The sequence below is a fragment of the Bradyrhizobium diazoefficiens genome, from assembly GCF_016612535.1.
Classification (GTDB): domain Bacteria; phylum Pseudomonadota; class Alphaproteobacteria; order Rhizobiales; family Xanthobacteraceae; genus Bradyrhizobium; species Bradyrhizobium diazoefficiens_C.
On sequence record NZ_JAENXS010000002.1, the window covers coordinates 2552897 to 2578288 of the forward strand.

The following is a 25392-nucleotide window of genomic DNA, read 5'->3' on the forward strand; positions in this document are numbered from 1 at the left end:
CGCTTGCACTTTCCGTATGGCTCATCCCTTGCGCTGATTGCCGCGATGCACAAATGTTCCGGACCTCTTAACCTCTGGAAGCCCCCAATGAGCCGTCCGACCAAATTGTTTGAGACCTACAAGCTTGGCCCGATCACGCTGGCCAACCGTTTCGTGATGGCGCCGCTGACGCGCAACCGCGCCGTTGCCGGCACGTTCGTACCGGGTGCGCTCGCCGCCGACTATTACGGCCAGCGCGCTTCTGCGGGCCTCCTGATCACCGAAGCGAGCCAGGTTTCGCAGCAGGGCCAGGGCTATCAGGACACCCCCGGCATCTATTCGAAGGACCAGGTCGCGGGCTGGCGCAAAGTCACCGACAAGGTGCATGAGCGCGGCGGCAAGATCTTCATCCAACTCTGGCATGTCGGCCGCATTTCGCATGTGGACCTCCAGGCGGGTGGCGCCGCTCCGGTGGCGCCGAGCGCAATCCGCGCCAAGGGCAAAACCTTCGTCAACGGCGGCTTCGCCGACGTCTCCGAGCCCCGCGCGCTCGAGCTCTCCGAAATTCCAGGCATCATCGACGACTTCAAGCGCGCCTCGAAGAATGCGCTGGAAGCCGGATTTGACGGCGTCGAGATCCACGGCGCCAACGGCTATCTCCTCGATCAATTCGCCAAGGACGGCGCCAACAAGCGCACCGACGCCTATGGCGGCTCCATTGAGAACCGCGCGCGACTGATGCTGGAAGTCTCCCAGGCGGTCGCGGCTGAGGCCGGGGCCGACCGCACCGGCATCCGCATCTCGCCGGTGACGCCTGCCAACGACATCGTGGATTCCAATCCGCAAGCCCTGTTCGATCACATCACCGACGGCCTCAGCGCACTGAAGCTCGTCTATCTCCACGTCGTCGAGGGCGCCACCGGCGGCCCGCGCGACTTCGCGCCGTTCGACTATGCGAGCCTGCGCAAGCGCTTCTCGGGCGCCTACATCGCCAACAACGGCTACGATTTCGATCTCGCGACCAAGGTGCTGGACGCGAACGCCGCCGACCTGATCGCCTTCGGCAAGCCGTTCATCTCCAACCCCGATCTGGTCGAGCGGTTGAAGGCGGGCGCGGCGCTGAACGATTGGGACAAGAACACGTTCTACGGCGGCGGGGCGAAGGGGTATACGGATTATCCGCTGCTCGCAGCGGAGCCGGCAGAGTAAGGCGACACTGTCGCTCCATCCTCCGTCATTGCGAGGAGCTGTTGCGACGAAGCAATCCAGACTACCTCCCTGGAAAGATTCTGGATTGCTTCGCTCGCAATGACAACGCAACAAAGAAAAGGCCGGGATCGCTCCCGGCCTTTTCTCGTTGGGCGTCTACAAGCCCGCCATATTGCCGTGTCCCAGCATCCTTGCTCTAATACGGCCATGGACGACACCCAGACACTCGTTCGCCGCGCGACGACAGCGGTCAATTCGGGCAAGCCGGACGAGGCGCAACGTCTGTGCGAACAGGGCCTTGCACGTGATCCCGGCGATCCCGTGCTGCATCATTTGCTGGCCGCCGTATTGTTCTCCAGGGGTGTCATCGCCCCGGCTCACGCGCATATCGACGTGAGTCTTGCCAAGCAGCCGAACAACACGCCGGCCCGGCTGCTGGCCGCCCGCATCGCGCGCAGCGAAGGCCAATTCGACGCCGCGCTCGTACATCTCGATGCCGCGATCGCCACCAGCCCGCAGCGCGAGATGTTTATCGAGAAGGCACGAACGCTCGATATGGCTGGGCTGCGAGATCAGGCACGCGGAGCCTGGCAGGCGATCCTCAGGGTCATCCCTGGTCATCAGGAAGCAACGGCGCGACTTGGCCGGCTCTCGTGGGAGGACGGCGACCTTGACACCGCCGCAAAAATGCTCGCGCAAGCGACCGCGACGGACGCGCCGGCGTCCGTGTGGTTCAACCTTGGCCTCGCGCGACAAGACCTGCGTGACCACGATGGCGCAGCAGACGCCTATCGCAAGGCGTTCGAGCTCAAGCCCGACCATGCCGAAGCTGCTCTCAACCTCGGCATCTCATTGCAGGAGGGTGGCGACCTCGACAACGCCATGCGCGCCTTCGCCCAGGCCTACCGCCTACGCCCGCAACTCTTCGGCTCGATCGCGATGGCGCTGACCTCGGCCTCGCATGGCCGCCTGTGGCTCGACGAAGACGAATTGCGCCGTGCTTTAGGGCGTTAGGCGTCCGCGTTTCGCACGAAAATGCTTGCGGTAGACGTTGGGCGCAGCCAGCACGTCGGCGACGACCTTCGCGTAGGCTTGCTGGTGGGCCTCATCGAAGGCCTCGAACACCAGCTCAGGCGCGTCGCGCGGTACGGCAAAACACTGCGCGACCGGCGTGCCCTTCTCGATGACGCCGGAAAAATCGGGCTCGGTCCATACGGCCGGAAAGTTGATACCGCCGTCGTGAAATCGGTCGGCGTCGACCAGACCCGAAACCAGGCGGAACGGCAGATCATCGCGGTTGACGGGATGCGTCGCGAACAGCGACCAGCCGGGCTCGAGCTCGATGGTCCAGAAACTGTTGAACTTGATCGCAGATTGTCCGTTCGCGAAAGGCGCAGCAGCCAATTGTGCAGCCGGATGGAAACTCAAAGGCGCACGTGGATGCCCAGATGTCGCCGGCTCGGGAATGTCCCAGTTCCAGGTGAACCTTCCCGACTCAACCGTGACGTCACACGGCAGCGGAATCATGACCCCATAGGCCATCGCGTCGACAAAGGGCGGACATTGCTTGACCGTGCGGATGTCCCGGCCGTGGATGTCCGAGTGCGCCTTCGCGGGCATCGCGCGCAGCCAGTCGGGCAAGGCGGTGCGCGCCGGGTAGGGCCGGACCAGATGATCGGCCAGCCTGGGATCGCAACGGAAAATCATGCGCATGGCGAAGTCTCGTTTCCGGATCTGAAGTCGCTAATTCAGATGACAGAGGTCGACAAGGCAATAGGGCAATACGACAAAAGGCCGGGATCGCTCCCGGCCTCCTGTTGTCGGATGGCCGGGACGAAGCCCTGCCATCACGATATCAGCGAATTACTTCGCGTCAGCGCGCTTCGGCGGCGAGGCCGGCCACGACTTGATCAGCGTGTCGTAGTCGATGGTCTCGCCCTTCGGCTTCTCGTTCGCGAGCTTGCGCTGCGGAGCGATGTTGCCGTCCTTCGCCGACTTGTCATACCAGTACTCGGCCGTCTTCTTTGGATTGAGCTTCGGTCCGCAGGCACCCTGCACACCGGACTTCTCCAGACGCTCCATCACCGAATCCTGGGCGGCTGCGAGCGCATCCATCGCGGCCTGCGGCGTCTTCGCACCGGACGACGCGTCGCCGATGTTCTGCCACCACAATTGCGCAAGCTTCGGATAGTCAGGCACGTTGTTGCCGGTCGGGGTCCACTGCACGCGCGCCGGCGAGCGGTAGAACTCGATCAGGCCGCCGAGCTTCGGCGCACGCTCCGTGAACGACTTGTCCCAGATGTCGGATTCACGAATGAAGGTGAGACCGACATGGCTCTTCTTCAGGCTCACGGTCTTGGAGACGATGAACTGCAGATAGAGCCAGGCCGCCTTGCGGCGATCGACCGGGGTCGACTTGAGCAGGGTCGCCGATCCCACGTCCTGGTAGCCGAGCTTCATGCCTTCCTTCCAGTAGGCGCCATGAGGCGAAGGAGCCATACGCCACTTCGGCGTACCGTCCGCGTTCATCACCGGCAGGCCGGGCTTCACCATGTCGGCAGTGAAGGCGGTGTACCAGAACACCTGCTGGGCAATATTGCCCTGCGACGGCACCGGTCCCGATTCGGAGAAGGTCATGCCTTGCGCCTGGGGCGGGGCATATTTCTTCATCCAGTCGAGATACTTCACGATCGAGTAGACCGCCGCCGGGCCGTTGACGTCACCGCCGCGCTCGACGCTCGAGCCGACCGGGCGGCAGCCTTCCATGCGGATGCCCCACTCGTCGACCGGAAGGCCGTTCGGAATGCCCTTGTCACCATTGCCGGCCATCGACAGCCAGGCGTCGGTGAAACGCCATCCGAGCGAAGGATCCTTCTTGCCGTAATCCATGTGGCCATAGATCCGGGTCCCGTTGATTTCCTTGATGTCGTTAGTGAAGAAATCAGCGATATCCTCGTAAGCCGACCAGTTCACGGGAACGCCAAGGTCGTAGCCATACTTGGCCTTGAACTTGGCCTTGTAGTCGGGGTTGGTGAACCAGTCGTACCGGAACCAATAGAGGTTGGCGAACTGCTGGTCGGGCAATTGATAGAGATGACCGTTCGGCGCGGTCGTGAACGACTTGCCGATGAAGTCGTTGACGTCGAGCATCGGGTCGGTGACGTCCTTGCCGTCCTTCGCCATCCAGTCCGTCAGGTCGACGGCCTGGCCGTAGCGGAAGTGCGTTCCGATGAAGTCGGAATCGTTGATCCAGCCGTCATAGACGTTCTTGCCGGATTGCATCTGGGTCTGGATCTTTTCGACGACGTCACCTTCCTGGATGATGTCGTGCTTGACCTTGATGCCGGTGATTTCCTCGAACGCCTTGGCAAGCGTGCGGGATTCATATTCGTGGGTCGTCAGCGTTTCGGAGACGACGTTGATCTCCATGCCCTTGAAGGGTTCAGCGGCCTTCATGAACCACTGCATTTCCTTCATCGCATCGTCTTTCGACAGGGTCGATGGCTGGAATTCGCTGTCGATCCACTTCTTGGCGGCGGCTTCGTCCGCGCGCGCCGGCGCGGCAATCGTCATCGAAGCCGCGATCAGCGCGAGCGCGCTGGTCATGGTCAGAAGACTGTCCTTGGTCGTCCTCAAGTGTCGCATATAGTGTTTCCTCCGGTTGAAGCGACAAAACTAAATCCAGGCCCGGGTAGACCCCGGATCTGCTCTTTCTCGCTTGCCTCAGACGGTGCGAAAGATCACCGCGCCTGAGACAAACGAAATCACGGTTGCGAGCCACAGGCTCGTAATCTCAACTCCCTCTTCCCCGATGGGCAGAGTCGCGATCGGGTCAGTGCCAACAAGCCCGATCCACAACAGGTGAATGACGGCGGCCACGATCAGCGAGATGAACAGGCGATCGCCGCGCGTCGTCGGAATGCGCAGCACGCCGACGCGCTCGGCCTCGGGATAGACAGCCCCAAGCCAGGTCATCACGGCAAGCGTGCAGGCGAGCGCGACGAAGAAGATCGCGGTCGGCAGCGTCCAGGCCATCCACGCGATGGATTCCATTGTTGCCTCCCTAGACCCGGCCGAGCGCGAAGCCGCGCGCGATGTAGTTGCGGACAAACCAGATCACGAGCGCGCCCGGAATGATGGTGAGCACGCCGGCGGCAGCCAACAGGCCCCAATCCATGCCGGCCGCCGACACCGTTCGCGTCATGACGGCCGCGATCGGCTTGGCGTTGACCGAGGTCAGCGTGCGCGCCAGCAGCAGCTCGACCCAGGAGAACATGAAGCAAAAGAAGGCCGCGACGCCGATGCCGCTCGCGATCAGAGGCACCAGGATCCTGATGAAGAAGCGAGGGAAGGAATAGCCGTCGAGGAAAGCCGTCTCGTCGATCTCGCGCGGCACGCCGGAGACGAAGCCCTCGAGGATCCACACCGCCAGCGGCACGTTGAAAATGCAATGCGCGAGCGCGACCGCCCACGGCGTATCGAACAGCCCGATCGCCGAATAGAGGTTGAAGAACGGCAGCGCGTAGACGGCCGCCGGCGCCATCCGGTTCGACAGCAGCCAGAAGAACAGATGCTTGTCGCCGAGGAAGCGATAGCGCGAAAACGCATAGGCCGCGGGCAAAGCCACGGAAATCGAGATGATGGTATTGATAACCACGTATTCCAGCGAATTGATGTAGCCGGAATACCAGCTCTCGTCGGTGAAGATGCGCCTGTAGTGCTGGAGCGTCGGCGCGTGCGGCCAGAGCGTCATCGTCGAGACGATCTCGGCGTTGGTCTTGAAGCTCATGTTGACGAGCCAGTAGATCGGCAACAGCAGGAAGATCAGGAACAACCCCATGATGAGGCGGCGGCCGGGGATCGAATGCATCAGGCCACTCCTTCCTTTGGCTTGAGCACGGTCACGGGCTTGAGCCCAGCCAAAGGCTTGGGCTCCGCCGCCGGCTCGCTCTCCGCTCGAACTTTGCGTTCGGCACCGGCATTGGTCATGACGGTGTAGAAGATCCAGCAGACGATCAGGATGATCAGATTGTAGACCAGCGAGAGCGCGGCGGCCTTGCCGAGGTCGAACTGGCCAAGCGCGATCTTGACCAACTCGATCGACACGAAGGTCGTCGAGTTGCCGGGCCCGCCGCCAGTCACGACGAACGGCTCGGTGTAGATCATGAAGCTGTCCATGAAGCGCAGCAGCACGGCGATGAGCAGCACGCGGTTCATCTTCGGCAACTGGATCGCCTTGAATACGGCCCAGCGCGAGGCGCCGTCGATTTGAGCAGCCTGGTAATAGGCCTCGGGAATCGACTTCAGGCCCGCATAGCAGAGCAGTGCAACCAGGCTGGTCCAATGCCAGACGTCCATCACGATGACCGTGACCCAGGCGTCGATCTCGTTCGAGACGTAATTGTAGTCGATGCCGACGGCATTCAGCACGTAGCCGAGCAGCCCGATGTCGGGCCGACCAAAAATCTGCCAGATCGTGCCGACCACGTTCCAGGGAATCAGCAGCGGCAGCGCGAGGGTGACGAGACAAGCCGCGACGGTCCAGCCCTGGCGCGGCATCGACAGCGCGACGACGATGCCGAGCGGCACCTCGATCGCGAGGATCACCATCGAGAAGAACAGATTGCGGCCGAGCGAGGCCAGGAAGCGGCCGCCGAGATCGGTCGAGGGATCGAGCAATTCCTTGAACCAGCCGACACCATTCCAGAAGAACTGGTTGTTGCCGAAGGTGTCCTGCATCGAATAATTCACCACCGTCATCAGCGGCAGCACCGCAGAGAAAGCGACGACCAGGAACACCGGCAGCACCAGGAACCAGGCTTTTTGGTTGACGGTCTTGTCCATCAGGTGGCCCCCTCCACCAGAAGGCTGTCGGCATAGACGTGGATATGTGCCGGATCGATTTTCAGCCCGGCGTTGCCGTCCGGACTGGTGAAGCCCGCCGGCGCGCGCGCCGCGAGCTTGGCATCGCCGAGACGGGCACGCGCGAAGCGGATGCGGCCGAGATCGTCGATGCGCTCTATCTTTGCCGTGAGCAGGCCGGGCGCGGACGCGACGACCTCGACGAATTCCGGACGCACGCCGATCTCGATCTTGGCGCCAGCAGGCAGATTGTCGTAGCTGCGGTTGAGCCCAATGACGTGGCCGTCGATCCGTGCCTCGCGCCCCTTCACCTCGGCCGGAATGATGTTCATGCCAGGTGAGCCGATGAAATAGCCGACGAAGGTGTGCGCCGGCTTGTCGAACAGTTCGGCCGGCGTGCCGCTCTGCACCACCCGGCCGTCATGCATGACGACGACGGTGTCGGCGAAGGTCAGCGCCTCGGTCTGGTCGTGGGTGACGTAGATCATCGTGAGGTCGAGCTCGCGATGCAGCGCCTTCAGCTTGGAGCGGAGCTGCCATTTCAGCTCGGGATCGATCACCGTCAGCGGCTCGTCGAACAGCACGGCGGCGACGTCGGAGCGGACGAGGCCGCGGCCGAGCGATATCTTCTGTTTGGCGTCGGCGGTGAGCCGCGTCGCCTTTCGGTTCAGATAGGGCTCGAGGTCGAGCAGGCGGCCGATCTCGGCGACGCGCTTGTCGATCTCGGCCTTCGGCACGCCGCGGTTCTTCAACGGAAACGCCAGGTTCTGCCCCACCGTCATGGTGTCGTAGATCACCGGAAACTGGAACACCTGGGCGATGTTGCGCTTCTGGGTTGACAGCGGTGTGATGTCCTGGCCGTCGAACAGAATCTCTCCGCGCGAGGGCGTGATGATGCCGGAGATGACGTTGAGCAGCGTGGTCTTGCCGCAGCCGCTTGGGCCGAGCAGCGCATAGGCGCCGCCCTGCCGCCAGGTCATGGTGACCGGCTTCAGCGCAAAGGTTTCCTCCGGCGCATCATTGCCGCCGTAGGAGTGCGCGAGATCGACGAGGTCAATGCGGGCCATATCGCATCTCCCTCAAGATGCCGGTGCGGCGACCAGACGGTCAGCCGCATCGAACACGAAGATGTCGTTGGGATCGAGCACGGCATCGATGGTCTGGCCGGGCTCGAATTCGTGCACGCCATGCAGCACCGCAACCCAGTTCGATCCGTCGCGAGTCAAATGCACGAAACTCTCCGATCCGGTGATCTCGGTCACCGTGACCGTGGCATGGAAGGCATGGCGGTCTGTCTGGCCATTGGCGAGTGCGAGCTGATGCGCGCGAAAACCGACGCGATAGGCGCCATCGGCGAGTGTGGAATAGAGGCCGGAAGCCGGCGCGGCGATGCCTCCCGCATATTGCACCGAGCCGTTCTTCTTCTCGATGCCGACGAGATTGAGCGGCGGATCGGAAAACACCTGCGCGACCCGCAGCGTCTGCGGCTGGCGATAGACCTTGGGTGTCCCGCCGATCTGGAGCGCCTGCCCTTCCCACATGCAGACCGTGTTGCCGCCGAGCAGCAGCGCCTCGGTCGGCTCAGTCGTGGCATAGACGAAGATCGCGCCGGAGGCCTCGAAGATGCGCGGCAATTCGGCGCGCAGCTCCTCGCGCAGCTTGTAGTCGAGATTGGCGAGCGGCTCGTCGAGCAGCACGAGATCGGCCCCCTTTACCAGCGCGCGCGCCATCGCGGTGCGCTGCTGCTGGCCGCCGGAGAGCTGGAGCGGCGTGCGCTTCAGGAACGGCTCGAGCCGCAGCAGGCGCGCGGCTTCCGCCACGCGCGCCTCGATCTCCGCGCGCGGCTTGCCCTGCACACGCAAGGGCGAGGCTATGTTCTCGTAGACCGTGAGCGAGGGGTAGTTGATGAACTGCTGATAGACCATCGCAACCGAACGCTGGCGCACGTCCACACCGGTAACGTCCTTGCCGTTGACCAGCACCTTGCCATTGGTCGGCTTGTCGAGGCCGGCGAGCAGCCGCATGATCGAGGTCTTGCCCGACAGCGTCGGCCCGAGCAGCACGTTCAGCGTGCCGCTTTCCAGCGTCAGCGAGACGTCGCGGATGTGCGGAACCCCGTCGACGGTCCGGGTCACGTGATCGAGTGTCACACTCATGAGCGTCCTCCTGCTTCCAGCAGCGGACTTTGCGGCACAGCGTGGGTTCTGATCCAGTCGTCCAAAGCGGCAATTTCGTCGGCAGATAGTCGAAGACCAAGCTTGGAGCGGCGCCAGATGATGTCCTCGGCGGTCACCGCCCATTCATTGGCCATGAGGTAGCGCACCTCGCGTTCGGTCAGTGTCGCGCCAAAGGCCTGGCCGAGATCGGCGGCTGATCTTGCGTCGCCCAAGAGCTTGATGGTGCGGGTGCCATAGGCGCGCGCAAGGCGGCGCGCATGCTCATGGCTGAGGAAGGGATAGCCGCGCTGGAGCTCGCCAATCAGCCCGTCGACGGCGGAGACGTCCATGTCGCCGCCGGGCAGCGGCCATTTGCCGGTCCAGCCTTCGCGCGCTTTCGCACTGCGAAGATAGGGCGCGAGCCGCTCAAGTGCCTCTTCGGCGAGGCGGCGATAGGTCGTGATCTTGCCGCCATAGATCGACAGCAGCGGCGAGCCGCCGGGCGTGTCGAGCTCGAACACGTAGTCGCGGGTCGCGGCCTTGGCTTCGCTGGCGCCGTCGTCATAAAGCGGCCGCACGCCGGAATAGGTCCAGACCACGTCCTCCGGCGTCACCGGCCTGGCGAGATATTCGCTGGCCGCCGCGCAGAGATATTGGATCTCCTCGGCCGTCGCCTTCACCTTGGACGGATCGCCTTCATAGTCGCGATCGGTGGTGCCGATCAGCGTAAAATCGTCCTGGTAGGGGATGACGAAGATGATGCGGCCGTCGGCGTTCTGGAACATGTAGGCGCGGTCGTGGTCGTAGAGCTTCTTCACCACGACGTGCGAGCCCTGCACCAGGCGCACTTTTGCTTTGGCGTTGACCCCGGCCCCGCGCCCGAGCACGTCCTCGACCCACGGGCCGCCGGCATTGACCAGCGCGCGGGCCTGGACCTGCGAACGCGCGCCGGTCAGCGTGTCGACCAGGCTGACGGTCCAGATCCCATCGGACTGGCGGATGTCGGTGGCGCGGGTACGGGTGCGAATCTCGGCGCCCTTGTCGGCGGCGTCGCGGGCGTTGAGCACGACCAGGCGGGCGTCATCGACGAAGCAGTCGGAATATTCGAACGCACGGGTGTAGCGATTCGGAATCAGCGGGCGGCCGACCTCGTCGCGCCTGAGATCGATCGAGCGGGTGGCGGGCAACAGATGACGACCGCCGATGTGGTCATAGAGGAAGAGGCCGAGACGCAGCAGCCAGGCCGGGCGCAGGCCGGCGTGATGCGGCAAAACGAAACGAAGGGGCCGGATGATGTGGGGCGCGATGCCCCAGAGAATCTCGCGCTCGATCAGCGCCTCGCGGACCAGCCGAAACTCGTAATATTCGAGATAGCGCAGGCCGCCATGGACCAGCTTGGTCGACCAGGACGACGTCCCGCTTGCCAGATCGTTCATTTCGCACAGGAAAACCGTGTTTCCCCGGCCCACGGCATCGCGCGCGATGCCGCAGCCGTTAACACCGCCTCCAATGATGGCGAGGTCGAAAATACGCTCCAACAGACGCTTCCCCCGGCGACCGCTCGTTCCGTCGAGCGGCTACTTTCGCTTTTGATTAGATCATACCGGAAACCGAAAGCAAGATGAAAGAGAAGCGAAAGGAAGCGAAAGTGGAACTTTCTGGTGGGCAGTTCGGTCGAATTAGGCACCTTGGATGGCGGACCAATGCGCAGGGCTCCGCTTGAATAGTCATTCCGCGCCTATATAGTCATAATAGTCCAATTGGTTATTTGGCATGACAGACAACAGCACCGCTCCCGATTCACGACCAGCTGACACCTGGACGCTTGCCAATGCCAAGGCACGCCTCTCCGAGGTGGTCGACCGCGCCCAAACTGGTCCGCAGATCATCACCCGTCACGGCAAGCCGAATGCCGTGATCGTTTCAGCCGAAGAATGGGCGCGAAAGACTGCGCGCAAAGGCACACTCGCCGAATTCCTGCTGGCTTCGCCGCTGCGCGGCGCCGATCTTGAACTTGAGCGTGTGCGGGACCAACCACGCGACGAAATGCCGTGAACCTACTCCTCGACACCAACGTGCTGTCGGAGGTTCAGCGGCCAGCGCCATCTCCGAAGGTTCTGGCGTGGCTTGATAGGGTCGACGAGGATCGAGCGTTCATCAGCGTTGCCTCGATCGCCGAGCTTCGCCGTGGCATCGCACTGCTGGATGACGGCCGTCGGCGCGTAGCGCTGACCGCCTGGCTCGCCCACGATTTGCCGACTCGGTTTGCAGAGCGCATCCTGCCGATCGACCATACGGTCGCAGAGCGCTGGGGCGATCTGATGGCACAGAGCCGTCGCAGCGGCGTTGCGTTGTCTGTGATGGATGGGTTCTTCGCGGCAACCGCGCTGGTCAACACTCTCACGCTCGTCACGCGCAATGTGAAGGACTTTGCGGCATTCGGCGTGCCGTTGCTCAACCCGTGGAGCGACGTCTAAGGTGACTGGCGCAGCCTGACCACCGGCGCCGCCTCTGGCGCGGCGTCCTGCGCCTCGGCCTGGGCATCGTCGAGATCCGCCCCCTTCGGCATCGCCGCCACCACCTCGATGCCCTTGCCATGGCAGATGGTGGCGAGGCGCTCGGGCAGATCCTGATCGGTGACGAAGGTCTGGATCTGGCTGATATGGGCGATGCGCACCGGCGCACTGCGGCGAAGCTTGGTGGAATCAGCCACCAGCATGACGCTGCGGGCATTGGCGATGATGGCCTGGGCGACCTGCACCTCACGATAGTCGAAGTCGAGCAGCGCGCCCTCCTCGTCGATCGCGGACGCGCCGATGATGGCGTAGTCGACCTTGAACTGGCCGATCAGCTGCGTCGCGGTCGAGCCGACCACGGCGCCGTCGGCGCGCCGCACCGTGCCGCCGGCGACCACCACCTCGATGCGGGGATGGCGGTAGAGCAGCATGGCGACGTTGAGGTTGTTGGTGATGACGAGCAGGTCTTCGTGCGAGGTCAGCGCGCTCGCGACCTCCTCGGTCGTGGTGCCGATGTTGATGAACAGCGAGCAGCCGTTCGGGATCAGCGAGGCGGCGGCAGCGCCGATTGCCTTCTTCTCGTCGGCGGCGACGAAGCGGCGGGCCTCGTAGGCGAGATTCTCGACGCCGGAGGCGATGATGGCGCCGCCATGGACGCGGGTCAGCGAGCGGCGCTCGCAGAGATCGTTGAGGTCCTTGCGGATCGTCTGCGCCGAGACTTCGAACCGGCGCGCCAACTCCTCGACCATGACGCGGCCGGAGGCGCGGGCGATGTTGAGGATTTCAGCTTGGCGATGGGTCAATCCGGTCACGGCAATGGCCTCAAATCAGAATGATGCATGGTGCGGCGGTTCGCACGCGCGGTCAATGCGCGCGTCGATCACGCTTAACGGATGAAACCCTCACCACGCCATGACGGTCGCGAGCCGCGCGAGAAGCTCTGGATCATCGAACGCGCTCGCCGAGGCGACCGCACCGGCGCCAACAAGGTCAGCCTCGCTGAGGCTGGTTCGGATGCCGATGGTTGGAATACCCGCAGCGGTGGCCGACTGCACGCCGGTACGGGAATCCTCGAACGCGATCGAGGCGGCCGCGCTGGCGCCGACGAAACGCAACCCCTCCTGATAGGGCAGCGGATGCGGCTTGCCGTGCGGCAGCTCGTCACCGATCACCAGCGCCTTGAAGCGGCGCGTGATGCCGAGACCGGACAACAGCAGCTCGGCATTGAGACGCGGCGCGTTGGTGACGGCAACCATGGGAATGCCGGCGTCATCCGCACGGTCGAGCAGCGCCATCAGGCCCGGGAGCGGTTCGATCTGCCCTGCGACCAGTGTCCGGAACACTTCTTCCTTCTCGCTGAGGATCGCAGCGCGCCGCGCCAATGTCTCGTCAGGCAGAAAGCGCTCACCAATCGACAAATTGGCGAAGCCCTGCAACTCCCTTGAGAAGCGCGCGTGGTCGAAGACATGCCCGCGGGGACCGAGGACCTGGTTGAACGCCTTCAGGTGAAGCGGGTCGGTGTTGGCAAGCGTGCCGTCGATGTCGAACAGCAATGCCCTGCCGAGAGTCTCGATCATGTCCGTACTTTCCCGAATGCACGACGCATCAATGCCGAAGACGTATCAATACGGCATCGCGCACGCAATGACGCACGCGCATGACGACCACGCGACACTCGACAAAGCCGCCCATGGCTGCAACACTCCATGCAAGATCAAAAAGGAGGAAACGATGACGATCAACCGACGCGATCTGGCTCTCTCGAGTCTTGCCGTCTCTGCGCTCGCTCTCTCGACACCAGCGCTGGCGGCCTCGGCAGACGAAGAAGCCGTGGCGAAGAAGGTCGAGGCCTTCCGCCTCGCCCAGATCGCGGCCGATCCCAAGGCGCTCGGCGCGCTGTGCTGGGACGACCTGAGCTACAGCCATTCCAGCGGCAAGGTCGAGGACAAGGCGACCTTCATCACCAACGCCACCGACGGCAAATCAAAATTCCTGTCGATCGAATACAAGGACCCGACCATCAAGGTCGTCGGCCCCGCCGCGATCGTGCGCTTCCATTGGATCGCGGAACAGGAAATGGCGGCCGATGGGAAAAAAGTGCCGACCAACCTTCACATCCTGATGAACTGGCAGAAGCAAGGCGATGAGTGGAAGCTGTTGTCGCGTTCGGCGACGAAGTTGTGATTGAAACGTCATTCCGGGACGCGCCGAAAGGCGCGGGCCCGGAATCCATTCATCGACATTTTTCTGCGGCAAAATGGATTCCAGGCTCGCGCTGCGCGCGCCCCGGAATGACAGAGACTACGCCGCTTCCTTCACATCGCCGTTAACCAGCTTGCGCGCAGCGCGTTCGGCTTCGCGCGCGTTGCGGAAGACCTGGCCTTCGAGACGATTGAACTGGTGGGATGAGGCGAAGAAGCAGTAGCCTCCCTGACCGCGAACCACGATGCCCGCGGTCTCTGAATTCACTTCGATGATGTAGCTGTCCGGCATGGCCCGTAGATTCCTCAGTGCGGGCAAATAACGACGACTCTGCCCAAAGGTTCCTGCGGGCAAATCGGCCGTTTCCACCCCGAATCGACGCGCTATTGAGTACGCCGGGACCTCATCCGTTTTATGACTGGTTGTTGGCAAAGCCGCGGCGCGTTGACTTATCAGCGCCGCGTTTTGCGGCGCTGCAAGATTTCGTGAGATGGGACGGAACGCCGCGCGCGTTTACGTCGCCATCGGCGGATCGTCGCGCTGGATCGGCTGCGGATGGCCGTTGTCGTCGATCGAGACGTAGGTGAAATTTCCGTCGGTCACGAGGATCGGCCGCAGCTCTCGTCGTCGCAGCGCCCAGGCCTCGAGATGCACGGTGAGCGAGGTGCGGCCGACGCGCACGAGATTGGCATAGACCGAGACGAGATCGCCGACATAGACGGCTTTGCGAAAATTCATCGCCTCGATCGCGACCGTCACCGTGCGCGACTTCGCGGCTTTCGAAGCAAACACGCCGCCGCCGACGTCCATCTGGCTGAGCAGCCAGCCGCCGAAGATGTCGCCATTGGCGTTGGTGTCGGCGGGCATCGCCAGCGTGCGGATGCAGAGATCGCCGCTGGGCTCGGTACTCGCTTGCTCGCTCATGCGCCTCTCACTTGAAATTGTCCCAGCCCGGATCGGGTGCGAAGCGCCCACCGAATCGCTCGGCCAGCGCGCGCAAGGTGGATACGATATTTTCCACGCCGCGCGTCCGCGCGTAATTGAGCGGACCACCTCGGAACGGCGCGTAGCCGGTGCCGAAGATCATGGCGCCGTCGACTGCATCGGGATCGTCGACGATGCCTTCGCGCAAGGCGGCGACGCAGACATTGGACATCGGCAGTACCAGCCTGTCGATCATCTGGTCGGTGCCGCGCGGACCGGTCTCGGGCAATGGCGCCTTCTCCGCCTTACCGTCCCTCCAGGTGTAAAAGCCCTTGCCGGTCTTGCGGCCGAGCTCACCCTTGGCAACTTTCTCGCGCAGCCAGGCCGGCGTCGGCGGCAGGAGATCGCCGAACCTGGTGCGCAGCATGTCGCCGACGTCGAGACAGATGTCGAGCCCGACCTGATCGGCCAGTTCGATCGGTCCCATCGGCATGCCGAACTGCTCGGCGGCCGCGTCGATCAGGCGCTGGTCGGTCTTCTCGTCCAGCATCACCATCGCTTCCAGCATGTAGGGCGTCAGCGCGCGATTGACGAGGAAGCCGGGCGAGCTCTTCACGGACAGCGGCAGGCGGTCGATGGCGCCGACGAAAGCGAGTGCCTCCTTCAGCACCTGCGCATCGTTGCCATCGTGGCTGACGACCTCGACCAGCTGCAGCCGCGACACCGGATTGAAGAAGTGCAGGCCGACGAGACGCTCCGGCCGCGCCAGGCCGTTGCGCAGATCCTGCAGCGGAATGCTCGAGGTGTTGGTCGCAAGGATCGCGCCCGGCTTCATCTGCGGCTCGAGGCCGGCATAGACTTTCTGCTTGAGCTCGAGCTTTTCCGGCACCGCCTCGATGACCAGATCCGCGTTGCGGGCGCCCTCGCCGTCCATGTCGGGGATCAGCCGATCGAGCGCATCTCGCACCTCGGTCGGCTTGCGGATGATCTTGCCGTAGAGCTCGGCCGCGCGCTTCACTGCGCCGGCGATCGGCTCAGCCGTCATGTCGGCGAGCGAGACGCGCACCCCCTGCCCCGCACACCAGGCCGCGATATCACCGCCCATGGCGCCAGCGCCGATGACGTGGACGTGCTTGATGCTGTTGCCGGAGCCGGCGGCCTTCTTCATCTGCTCGCGCAGGAAGAACACGCGGATCAGATTCTGCGCGGTCGGTATCACCATCAGTTTGGCGAAGGAGATCTGCTCCGCCTGCAGCATCGCGGCCTTGCTGCCGCCATGCGTCTCCCAGAGATCGATCAACGCGTAAGGCGCCGGATAATGCTCACGAGGCGCGGCTTTGGCAGCTTCCGAGCGCATGCGCTTGGCGAGCAGCCCGCGCACGGGGCCGAGATTGGCCGCACGGGTGAGAAGGCCGGGCTTGGCCCGCTTCAGGCGGCCGAACAACGCGTCCTTCACGGCGTTGCGGACGTGGCGCTCCTGCGTGACGGTATCGACGAGGCCGAGCGCCTTGGCGCGGCGCGCATCGATGGTGCGGCCAGTCAGCATCAACGCCATCGACTGGGTCGGATTGACCAGCGCGGTAAAGCGCGCCGTGCCGCCGAGGCCGGGATGCAGGCCCAGCATCACCTCCGGAAAGCCGAAGCGCGCGCCCTCGATGGCGATGCGCGACTGGCAGGCCAACGCGACCTCGAGGCCGCCGCCGAGGCAGAAGCCGTGGATGACCGCGACCGTCGGCAGCTTCAGCACTTCCAGATGATCCACCACGGCATGCGCGGCGCGGATGCGCGTCTCCACCATCCCGGGATCGCTAACGCCGCGGAATTCGTTGACGTCGGCGCCGGCGATGAAGCCGGACGGCTTTGCGGAGCGGATCACGAGCCCGGCGGGCCGCTCGGTCTCGATCACCGCGAGCACGGCGTCGAACTCCTCCATCACGTCGGAGGAGAGCGTGTTGGCGCTGGCATCGGCGCGATCGAATAACAGCCAGGCGACGCCGTCGGCGTCGCGCGTCAGCTTGAAGTGCTTATACGGACCATCGGTCGCGGGCTGAGGTCCGAGCGCCAGCATGCGGTCGCCAAGCGCGGTCATGATCTTCGAATCCATGGTCACACCGCCTCAATCAGCATGGCGCCGCCGAGCCCACCGCCGATGCATTCGGTGGCAACGCCACGCCTTGTACCGAGCCGCTTCATCGCATTGACGAGATGCAGCACGATGCGGTTGCCGGAGGTGCCGACGGGATGGCCGAGCGAGATCGCGCCGCCATCGATATTGAGCTTTTCACGGTCGATCTCGCCGGCCGCGCCGTCGAGTCCCAAAATCTCGCGGCAAAACTTGTCGTCATTCCAGGCGGCAAGACAGCCGAGCACTTGCGTCGCGAAGGCCTCGTTCAGCTCCCAGGTCTCGACGTCCTTGATGGTGAGATTGTTGCGCTGGAGCAGCGGCGTCGCCGACATCACGGGACCGAGTCCCATGATGCTCGGATCGAGCGCGGCCCAATTGCTGTCGACGATGGCCGCCTTAGGCGTCAGCTTGTGTTTTGCGACCGCCGCGTCGGAGGCCAGGATCACCCAGGACGCTCCGTCGGTGATCTGCGAGGAATTGCCGGCGGTGACCTGGCCCCAGGGGCGCTCGAACACCGGCCTTAGCTTTGCGAGCGTCTCAGCCGTCGAGTCCGGTCGCACACCATCATCATGGTCGAAGAATTTTCCGTCACGGGAGAAGGCGGTCTCGACCTCGCCCTTGAGAAAACCCGCGCCTTGCGCGTGCGCAAGCCGGCGATGGCTTTCTGCGGCATAAGCATCGGACTGTGCGCGCGTAATGCCGAAGAGATGGCCGACCACTTCGGCCGTCTGGCCCATGTTCAGCTCGGTGATGGGATCGGTGAGCCCGCGCTCAAGCCCAATGATCGGCTTGAGATAGCGCGGCCGGAGTTTAAACGCTGCGGCGAGCTTCGCAGCCACGCCCTTGGCGGTGGCGAGACCGGCGAACCAGCGCACGCCGGAGTTCGGCCAGACCAGCGGGGCATGGCTCAAAGCCTCGGTGCCGCCGGCCAAAATCATCTCGGCGTGGCCCTCGCGGATGTAGCGATAGGCGGTATCAATCGACTGCATGCCGGAGCCGCAATTGATCTGCACGGTGAAAGCGACCATGTCCTCGCCCATGCCGAGCCGGAGCGCGGCGACGCGCGCCGGGTTCATCTCGTCGGCGATGACGTTGACACAGCCGAGGATGACCTGGTCGAAAGTCTCAGGCGAAAACGGCTGACGGGCCAAGAGCGGCCGTCCACATTGCACGGCGAGGTCGACCGGCGTGAACGGCCCCGGCCCGGAGTGCGCTTTCAAAAACGGCGTCCGGCTGCCGTCGACGATGAAAACCGGTCGTGCCATCAGCTCGCCGCCCTCTGTTCACCGAGTTCCTGGAAGAACTGATGCACGTCGCCGGTTTTCTTGTAAATCGGCGACAGCGCCTCCGGCGCAAAATCGTCGACTTCAATGACTTTTGTGACGGCGTCATGGGCGGCCGCCAACTGCTCGCCTTCGGCCTGCGTGATCACGCCCTTGGCCACCGCCTCCTTCCAATCGCGGACATGCGCGGCGCGCATGCCCTTGGCAATAGCGTCGGTCCCCGCCACCAGCTTGAACGCGCGCTCCAGCCGGGCGAAGCCGCCGTCGTCATCGACATAAGCGAGATCCGGCGTGAGCCGATCGCGCGCCACCGACGGTTCCAGCACGAGGCTTGCGCATTGGTGCACGACGCGGTCGGACGGGCCGAGCACGCGGGCGCCGAAGGGCTGAACCACGAGCTTGAGGATCACAGCGACAAAACGATTCGGCAGATTGGCAAGGATTTCGGCGAGCCGGTTCTCGATCGTTTTGAAGCCCGTCGCCATGCACCATTCCAGCGCCGCAAAGTCTTCTTTCTGGCGGCCCTCGTCCTGCCAGCGCTTTAGCGCGGCGGACAGGAGGTAGAGTTCGGAGAGGATGTCACCGAAGCGCGCCGACAGCATCTCCTTGCGCTTCAGCGCGCCGCCGAGCGTCAGCAGCGCCATGTCGGCGCAGAGCGCGAACGCTGCGGAGTAACGCGAGAGCTGGCGATAGAATGGCGTGGCATCGCCCGCATCTGGCGCCAGGGCAAACGCGCCGAAGGTCCAGCTCCGACCGAAGGCACGGAACAGCGTCTGGAAGCTGTGGCCGACATGTTTCCAGAACGCCTTGTCGAACGCGGCGAGCCCGCGCTCACGGTCGGCGTCGGCAAGCGCGTTCATCTCGTCGAGCAGATAGGGATGCGCGCGGATCGCGCCCTGCCCGAACACGATGAGATTGCGGGTGAGGATATTGGCGCCCTCGACGGTGATACCGACCGGCACGGCGCGGTGCAGATTGCCGAGATAGTTTTGCGGACCGTCGATCACGGCCTTGCCGCCATGAACGTCCATGGCGTCGTCGACCGCGACCCGCATCCGTTCGGTCGCGTGCAGCTTCATGATGCCGGAGATGACGGCGGGATGGACGCCGGCGTTGAGCGCAGCGCAGGTCAGACGCCGCGCCGCGTCGAGCTGATAGGCCGTGGCGACGATGCGCGCGAGCGGCTCTTCGACGCCTTCGAACTTGGAAATGGAGATGCCGAACTGCTCGCGGATGCGGGCATAGGCGCCCGTGGTGCGGGCGGCGTAGGCGGCTCCCGCCGCCGACAGCGACGGCAGCGAGATGCCGCGCCCAGCCGCGAGCGCCGTCATCAGCATTTTCCAGCCCTGCCCGAGCCGCTCTTGGCCGCCGATAACATAGTCGAGCGGGATGAAGACGTCGCGGCCCCAGTTCGGGCCGTTCTGGAAGACTTGCATCGACGGCAGATGGCGCTGGCCGATCTCGACTCCGGGCAAATTGGTCGGGATCAGCGCGACCGTAATGCCGAGATCCTCCTGTTGGCCCACGAGGTGATCGGGATCGTAGGCCTTGAAGGCAAGGCCCAAGAGCGTCGCGACCGGGCCAAGTGTGATGTAGCGCTTGTGCCAATTGAGGCGGAGGCCGACAACCTCGCGACCCTCGAATACGCCCTTGCAGATGATGCCGGTGTCCACCATCGAGGCGGCGTCGGAGCCGGCCTCCGGGCTGGTGAGGCCGAAGCAGGGAATGTCGCGGCCGTCGGCCAGCCGCGGCAGCCAGCGCTCCTGCTGCTCTTTGGTGCCGAAGCGCATCAGAAGCTCGCCGGGGCCGAGCGAGTTCGGCACCATCACCGTGACGGCGGCCGCGATCGAGCGGGTCGAGATCTTGCGCACGACTTCCGAATGCGCGTAGGGCGAGAAGCCCAAGCCACCGAATTCCTTCGGGATGATCATGCCGAAGAATCTTTCGCGCTTGATGAAGGACCACGCGTCCGGCGGCAGGTCGCGCCACTCCCAAAAGATCTTCCACTCGTCGAGCATGGCGCAAAGCTCATCGACGGGGCCGTCGAGGAAGGCCTGCTCCTCGTCGGTCAATTTCGCCTGCGGGACCTTCAGCAGCTTCGACCAGTCGGGGTTGCCAGTGAACAGGTCGGCGTCCCACCAGACGTCACCGGCCTCCAGCGCCTCGCGCTCGGTGTCGGACATCGCCGGCAGCACGCCGCGCGCCCAGGAAAAGATCGGTTTTGTCAGGGTGTCGCGGCGGAAGCTCATGGCGGACCTCATGCATCGGCGCGGATATCAGGCATTTTAGCGGAAAGTGGCCGGCGGAAGTGAACACTTCGCGCACAAAAAGAAGCGAATTGACGCGGCCGGGCGGCCGCCCCGGGGACGATAACGGCCGGGGCGTGCTGGCAGTTCCGAGGTGGGTTGTCGCGGGATGTGGGTAGCCCGGATGGAGCGCAGCGCAATCCCGGGAAGTCTATCGGCGAGGTAAGAATCTCGGATTTCGCTGCGCTCCATCCGGGCTGCGGGACTTCGAATTCGGCCGGCCTAATCCGGCCGGACCATCTCGAACATGTTCTCCGGCTTGATCTCGAAATAGTCGCCACGGCGGCCCGCGCGGACAATCGGGCGGGCGGCGGCGGTCTGGTAGACGCCGTCCTTGATCATGGCGTTATCAATGTGGACAGCGACGACCTCGCCCAGCGTCAGCCAGGCGTCGGCCTCCTTGCCGTTCGCGCCCTTGAGGCGGACGATGTCAGAGACCTTGCACTCGAAGGCGACGGGGCTCTCACCGACGCGCGGCACGTTGACGAGCTTGCCCGGCACGGCGGTGAGGCCTGCGATCTCGAACTCGTCGACCTCGGGCGCAACATGCGCGGCGGTCGCGTTCATGTGCCTCGCGAGATCCATGGTGGCGAGATTCCAGACGAACTCGCCGGTCTGCTGGATGTTCTCGACCGAATCCTTCCAGTTCGTGGAGGAAAAGCCGATGATCGGCGGCACGTAAGCGAACGCGTTGAAGAAGCTGTAGGGCGCGAGGTTGACATGGCCCTTGGTGTCGCGTGAGGAGATCCAGCCGATCGGCCGCGGCGCGATGATGGCGTTGAACGGATCGTGCTTGAGGCCGTGGCCCTTCGAGGGCTCGTAGAAGTAGAGGTCTTTGTCGGTCACGCGCGAGATCTTTCCTGGTCCTGGTAGCCCGGATGGAGCGAAGCGTAATCCGGGTCCGCCAGCGCAACGCCGCATCGTCCCGGATTGCGCTTCGCTCCATCCGGGCCACGTCAGCTCGCTTATAGGAGGAAACTCCAGCGCCCGTCAGTGGCGCGGCGACAAGCCCGCAATGACGAAATCAATCATCTGGTCGATGCTCGGGCCCGGCTTGGTGGCGCACTGGGCGATCATCTGGGGGTGGAAAAACCGCATCATCGCGGTGCAGGCGCAGAGCGAGGCCAGTTGCAGGTCCGGCGCCTCGAACTCACCGGAAGCGGCGCCTTGCGCGATCACCTGGCCGACCACCCCGGCAATGCATTCCATATGGGTGACGCAGACGTCCCAGTCCTCCTGCATCGCGATCTCGACCATCTCGTGCAGCTTGGAATCGCCGACATAGCGCTCCGTGTTCATGCGATGGATGGTGGTGAGCAGCTCGCGGAAGCGCTCACGCACCGGACCAGGCCGCGCCACGATGCGCTGCGCCTCGAGCTCGACCTCGCCCATCAACGCCCGCGCCACCGACTGGTGGATCGCCTTCTTCGATTCGAAGAAGCGATAGACGTTGGCGGGGCTCATCCTGAGCTCCTTGGCGATGTCGCCGACCGTGGTCTTCTGGTAGCCGATCACGCGGAACAGCCGCTCGGCCACCTCGAGAATACGATCCCGGGTGTCGCCTTCGATATGTTCCGAAATAAGGGCCATCAGTCAGGACTCGTTCGTCAGCAGTCTTCTCATTTATTCAGCCGCTTCAGCAAGCGGAATTGCTGGATGGTCATCGCTGCCATGCTGCGACGCAGCGGGTTGCTCGGGTGTACCGGCCTCGTCAAGGCTCTTGCGGAACCAGAGGGCATAGAGCCCCGGCAGGTACAGCAGCGTCAGGAAGGTTGCGACGAACAAGCCGCCCATGATGGTGATTGCCATCGGGCCCCAGAAGGCTGAGCGCGACAGCGGGATCATGGCGAGGATCGCGGCGAGCGCCGTCAGCACCACCGGGCGGGCGCGGCGGACGGTCGCCTCCACGATCGCCTCGCGCCGGGTCAGGCCGTGCGAGACGTCAGTCTCGATCTGATCGACTAGGATGACCGCGTTGCGCATGATCATACCGGCGAGCGCGATCAGGCCGAGCAGCGCCACGAAGCCGAACGGCGCGTTGGCGACGTTGAGGCCGAAGGAGGCGCCGACGATGCCGAGCGGGGCGGTCAGGAACACCAGGATCAGGCGCGAGAAGCTCTGAAGCTGGATCATCAGCAGCGTCAGCATCACCATGACCATCAGCGGGAAGAGGACGAAGATCGAGGCATTGCCCTTGGCGGATTCCTCGAACGCCCCACCCGGCTCGATGCGGTAGGCCGGCTCGAGGTTGTCCTGAATCTGCTTCAGCTTCGGCGCGATCTGGCCGGTGACGTCGGGCGCCTGCACGCCGTCGACGACGTCGGAGCGCACGGTGATCGCCATGTCGCGGTTGCGCCGCCACAAGATCGGCTCCTCGTGGGAATACTCGATCTTGGCGATCTGCTGCAGCGGCACGGCAACGCCGTTGCGCGAGATGATGGTCAGATCGCCGACTCCGCCGAGGTCGAGACGTTCGGACGGGATCGCACGGGCGACCACGCCGACCTTCTCGATGCCATCACGGATCGTCGTGACCGGCACGCCCGAGATCAGCATGGCGAGCGCCTGCGAGACGTCTTGCGGGGTCAGACCCATGGCGCGGGCGCGGTCCTGGTCGACGACGAGCTTGAGGAAGGGCGACTGCTCGTTCCAGTCGAGCTGGACGTCCTTGACGTTCTTGTTCTCGCGCATGACGTCGCGAACCTGGTAGGCGATCTCGCGCACCTTGTTGGCGTCGGGACCGATCACACGGAACTGCACGGGGAAACCGACCGGCGGACCGAAATTGAAGCGATCGACGCGGACGCGCGCCTCCGTCAGCATCCCGTCGGCAACCGCACCCTCGATCTTGGCCTTGACGCGCTCGCGCGCCTCGACGCCCTTGGCAACGATGACGATTTCGGCGAACGCCTCGTTCGGCAACTGCGGGTTGAGGCCGAGCCAGAAACGCGGTGAACCCTGGCCGACATAGGCGGTATAGGTCTCGATGTCCTTGTCGTCCTTGAGCAGCGTCTCGGCCTCCTTCACCGCCTTCTCGGTGACGTTGAAGGCGGTGCCTTCCGGCAGGCGAAGCTGGAGGAACAGCTCGGGCCGCTCCGACAGCGGGAAGAACTGCTGCTGCACATGGCCGAAGCCGACAATCGAGGCGATGAAGACGCCGACGGTCGCGGCCACCACGGTGATGCGGTGATTGACGCACCATTGCACGATGGCGCGCAGGCCGCGGTACATGCGGGTCTCGTAGACCGCGTGCGGATCGTGATTGTGGTGCACCTTGATGTTGGGCAGCAGCATGACGCCGATATAGGGCGTGAAGATCACCGCCACGAACCAGGACGCGACCAGCGAGATCGCCACGATCCAGAAGATGCTGCCGGCATATTCGCCGACCGCGGAATTGGCAAAGCCGATGGGGAGGAAGCCAGCGGCCGTGACCAGCGTTCCCGTGAGCATCGGAAACGCGGTGGATTCCCAGGCAAAGGACGCCGCGCGAAACCGGTCCCAGCCCTGCTCCATCTTCACCACCATCATCTCGACGGCGATGATGGCGTCATCGACGAGCAGGCCGAGCGCAATGATCAGCGCGCCGAGCGTAATACGATGCAGGTCGAGCGACATCGTGTTCATGACGATGAAGACGATGCCGAGCACCAGGGGCACCGACAGCGCGACCACGATGCCGGTGCGCCAGCCGAGCGCTAGGAACGACACGAACAGCACGATGACGAGCGCTTCCATGAAGGAATGCACGAACTCGCCGATGGCGTGCTCCACCACCTTGGGCTGGTCGGCGATCATTTTGACATCGACGCCTTGCGGTACCGCCTTCATGAATTCAGCCGTGGCCTTCTCGACTTCCTTGCCGAGGTCGAGGATGTTGGCGCCCTTGGCGGTGACGACGCCGATGCCGATGGCGGGTTTGCCTTCCTGGCGGACGACGAAGCTCGGCGGGTCGACATAGCCGTGAATGACGGTGGCAATATCACCGAGCCTGAAGACGCGGCCGTTGCTCTCGACCGGGGTCTCGGCGACAGCCTTGACGCCGTCGAGTGCGCCGGTGACGCGCAGCGGCACGCGCTGCGACGAGGTCTCGACCGTGCCGGCAGGGGTCACATTGTTCTGCTTGGCGAGCGAATCGAACAGCGCCTGCGGCGTGATGCCGAGGGTGGCGAGCTTGGCGTGGCTGAACTCGACGAAGATGCGCTCATCCTGGTTGCCGTAGACGTCGACCTTGGTCACGCCGGGCACTTTCAGAAGGCGCTGACGGAATCCTTCCGAGACCTTCTTGAGCTGGGCATAGTCGGCGCCGTCGCCGGTCATCATGTAGAGGATGGAATCGACGTCGGAGAACTCGTCGTTGACGACGGGACCCAGAATGCCCGAGGGCAACTGGCCCTGCACATCGGCGAGCTTCTTGCGCAGCAGATAAAAGAGATACGGAACGTCCTTCGGCGGTGTGGAGTCGCGGAAGGTCACCTGGAGCGCGGTGAAGGCGGGCTTGGAGTAGGTCTGCACCTTCTCGAAGTACGGCAGCTCCTGGATCTTCTTCTCGATGGGATCTGCGACCTGGGTCTGCATCTCCTGTGCAGTCGCGCCCGGCCAGATCACGGAGACGTTGACCACCTTCACCGTGAAGAACGGATCCTCGGCGCGGCCGAGCTTCTGATAGGAGAAGAAGCCGGCGACGCCGAGCACGAGCATCAGGAACAGGACCAGCGTCGGGTGGCTGACGGCCCAGGCCGAAAGGTTGAAGCGCTTCATCGCTCTCTCCGAAAAGACGATCCAGTTGTCCGAAACGACAGCCGCTCTGTTCAAGGCGTCGTCGCGAGG

General features: G+C 63.9%; 23 protein-coding genes. 5 read left to right on the top strand and 18 right to left on the bottom strand.

From position 1 onward, the window contains the following. The first annotated feature begins 87 nt into the window (after positions 1-87). Both JJE66_RS28840 and JJE66_RS28845 read left to right on the top strand, forming a co-directional pair. A complete protein-coding gene (locus JJE66_RS28840) occupies positions 88-1188 on the top strand; it encodes an alkene reductase (RefSeq protein ID WP_200517831.1) in 1101 nt (366 codons plus the stop codon). A 99-nt stretch (positions 1189-1287) separates the two neighbouring features. Beyond that, entirely contained in the window at positions 1288-2202 is a 915-nt protein-coding gene (locus JJE66_RS28845) for a lipopolysaccharide assembly protein LapB (RefSeq protein ID WP_246756573.1), read from the top strand. Here JJE66_RS28845 and JJE66_RS28850 read toward each other — a convergent pair. From JJE66_RS28850 to glpD, 8 genes are all read right to left on the bottom strand, one after another. Further along, positions 2191-2901: a hypothetical protein gene (locus JJE66_RS28850; protein ID WP_200517832.1), complete on the bottom strand. Its 711-nt coding sequence runs from the start codon at positions 2899-2901 to the stop codon at positions 2191-2193. The genes JJE66_RS28845 and JJE66_RS28850 overlap by 12 nt on opposite strands. 150 nt (positions 2902-3051) lie before the next feature. Further along, on the bottom strand, positions 3052-4833 hold the full coding sequence (locus tag JJE66_RS28855; protein ID WP_200517833.1) for an ABC transporter substrate-binding protein: 1782 nt from the start codon (positions 4831-4833) through the stop codon (positions 3052-3054). Between the two features lie 78 nt (positions 4834-4911). Next, on the bottom strand, positions 4912-5241 hold the full coding sequence (locus JJE66_RS28860; RefSeq protein WP_200517834.1) for a DUF2160 domain-containing protein: 330 nt from the start codon (positions 5239-5241) through the stop codon (positions 4912-4914). A 10-nt stretch (positions 5242-5251) separates the two neighbouring features. Next, on the bottom strand, positions 5252-6058 hold the full coding sequence (locus JJE66_RS28865; RefSeq protein WP_200517835.1) for a carbohydrate ABC transporter permease: 807 nt from the start codon (positions 6056-6058) through the stop codon (positions 5252-5254). Continuing rightward, positions 6058-7032, bottom strand: a complete 975-nt coding sequence (locus JJE66_RS28870) for a carbohydrate ABC transporter permease (protein WP_200517836.1) — start codon at positions 7030-7032, stop codon at positions 6058-6060. The genes JJE66_RS28865 and JJE66_RS28870 overlap by 1 nt, the downstream gene beginning before the upstream one ends. Further along, positions 7032-8117: an ABC transporter ATP-binding protein gene (locus JJE66_RS28875; RefSeq protein ID WP_200517837.1), complete on the bottom strand. Its 1086-nt coding sequence runs from the start codon at positions 8115-8117 to the stop codon at positions 7032-7034. Before JJE66_RS28875 ends, JJE66_RS28870 begins: the two co-directional genes overlap by 1 nt. Before the next feature lie 12 nt (positions 8118-8129). Then, on the bottom strand, positions 8130-9206 hold the full coding sequence (locus tag JJE66_RS28880; protein ID WP_200517838.1) for an ABC transporter ATP-binding protein: 1077 nt from the start codon (positions 9204-9206) through the stop codon (positions 8130-8132). Next, complete coding sequence (gene glpD / locus JJE66_RS28885) at positions 9203-10744, bottom strand: glycerol-3-phosphate dehydrogenase (protein WP_200517839.1); 1542 nt, start codon at positions 10742-10744, stop codon at positions 9203-9205. Before glpD ends, JJE66_RS28880 begins: the two co-directional genes overlap by 4 nt. Positions 10745-10979: 235 nt before the next feature. Here glpD and JJE66_RS28890 point away from each other — a divergent pair, with 235 nt between their 5' ends. Together JJE66_RS28890 and JJE66_RS28895 are read left to right on the top strand one after the other, a co-directional pair. Beyond that, positions 10980-11261, top strand: a complete 282-nt coding sequence (locus tag JJE66_RS28890) for a type II toxin-antitoxin system Phd/YefM family antitoxin (protein ID WP_200517840.1) — start codon at positions 10980-10982, stop codon at positions 11259-11261. Continuing rightward, a complete protein-coding gene (locus JJE66_RS28895; RefSeq protein WP_200517841.1) occupies positions 11258-11683 on the top strand; it encodes a type II toxin-antitoxin system VapC family toxin in 426 nt (141 codons plus the stop codon). Before JJE66_RS28890 ends, JJE66_RS28895 begins: the two co-directional genes overlap by 4 nt. Here the strand turns inward: JJE66_RS28895 and JJE66_RS28900 are convergent. Next, on the bottom strand, positions 11680-12534 hold the full coding sequence (locus JJE66_RS28900; RefSeq protein WP_200517842.1) for a DeoR/GlpR family DNA-binding transcription regulator: 855 nt from the start codon (positions 12532-12534) through the stop codon (positions 11680-11682). The genes JJE66_RS28895 and JJE66_RS28900 overlap by 4 nt on opposite strands. 90 nt (positions 12535-12624) lie before the next feature. Next, positions 12625-13299 (bottom strand): HAD family phosphatase, encoded by a 675-nt coding sequence (locus tag JJE66_RS28905; RefSeq protein WP_200517843.1) that lies wholly within the window; start codon positions 13297-13299, stop codon positions 12625-12627. A 154-nt stretch (positions 13300-13453) separates the two neighbouring features. Here JJE66_RS28905 and JJE66_RS28910 point away from each other — a divergent pair, with 154 nt between their 5' ends. Continuing rightward, the gene (locus JJE66_RS28910) at positions 13454-13906 is read left to right on the top strand and encodes a nuclear transport factor 2 family protein (RefSeq protein ID WP_200517844.1); all 453 of its coding nucleotides are present in this window, start codon (positions 13454-13456) and stop codon (positions 13904-13906) included. Positions 13907-14023: 117 nt separating this feature from the next. Here JJE66_RS28910 and JJE66_RS28915 read toward each other — a convergent pair whose 3' ends face one another. From JJE66_RS28915 to JJE66_RS28950, 8 genes are all read right to left on the bottom strand, one after another. Then, entirely contained in the window at positions 14024-14215 is a 192-nt protein-coding gene (locus tag JJE66_RS28915; protein WP_200517845.1) for a hypothetical protein, read from the bottom strand. A gap of 222 nt (positions 14216-14437) precedes the next feature. Then, a complete protein-coding gene (locus JJE66_RS28920) occupies positions 14438-14848 on the bottom strand; it encodes an acyl-CoA thioesterase (RefSeq protein WP_200517846.1) in 411 nt (136 codons plus the stop codon). Positions 14849-14855: 7 nt separating this feature from the next. Next, positions 14856-16952: a 3-hydroxyacyl-CoA dehydrogenase NAD-binding domain-containing protein gene (locus JJE66_RS28925; RefSeq protein ID WP_200517847.1), complete on the bottom strand. Its 2097-nt coding sequence runs from the start codon at positions 16950-16952 to the stop codon at positions 14856-14858. 2 nt (positions 16953-16954) lie between these two features. Continuing rightward, positions 16955-18238 carry an acetyl-CoA C-acetyltransferase gene (locus JJE66_RS28930; protein WP_200517848.1) on the bottom strand — a complete coding sequence of 428 codons (1284 nt, stop codon included), beginning with the start codon at positions 18236-18238 and terminating at the stop codon, positions 16955-16957. Beyond that, the gene (locus JJE66_RS28935) at positions 18238-20505 is read right to left on the bottom strand and encodes an acyl-CoA dehydrogenase (RefSeq protein ID WP_200517849.1); all 2268 of its coding nucleotides are present in this window, start codon (positions 20503-20505) and stop codon (positions 18238-18240) included. Before JJE66_RS28935 ends, JJE66_RS28930 begins: the two co-directional genes overlap by 1 nt. Before the next feature lie 279 nt (positions 20506-20784). Further along, positions 20785-21408: a flavin reductase family protein gene (locus tag JJE66_RS28940; protein ID WP_200517850.1), complete on the bottom strand. Its 624-nt coding sequence runs from the start codon at positions 21406-21408 to the stop codon at positions 20785-20787. 144 nt (positions 21409-21552) lie between these two features. Then, complete coding sequence (locus tag JJE66_RS28945; RefSeq protein WP_200517851.1) at positions 21553-22152, bottom strand: TetR/AcrR family transcriptional regulator; 600 nt, start codon at positions 22150-22152, stop codon at positions 21553-21555. 33 nt (positions 22153-22185) lie between these two features. Then, on the bottom strand, positions 22186-25323 hold the full coding sequence (locus JJE66_RS28950; protein ID WP_200517852.1) for an efflux RND transporter permease subunit: 3138 nt from the start codon (positions 25321-25323) through the stop codon (positions 22186-22188). Between the last annotated feature and the right edge of the window lie 69 nt (positions 25324-25392).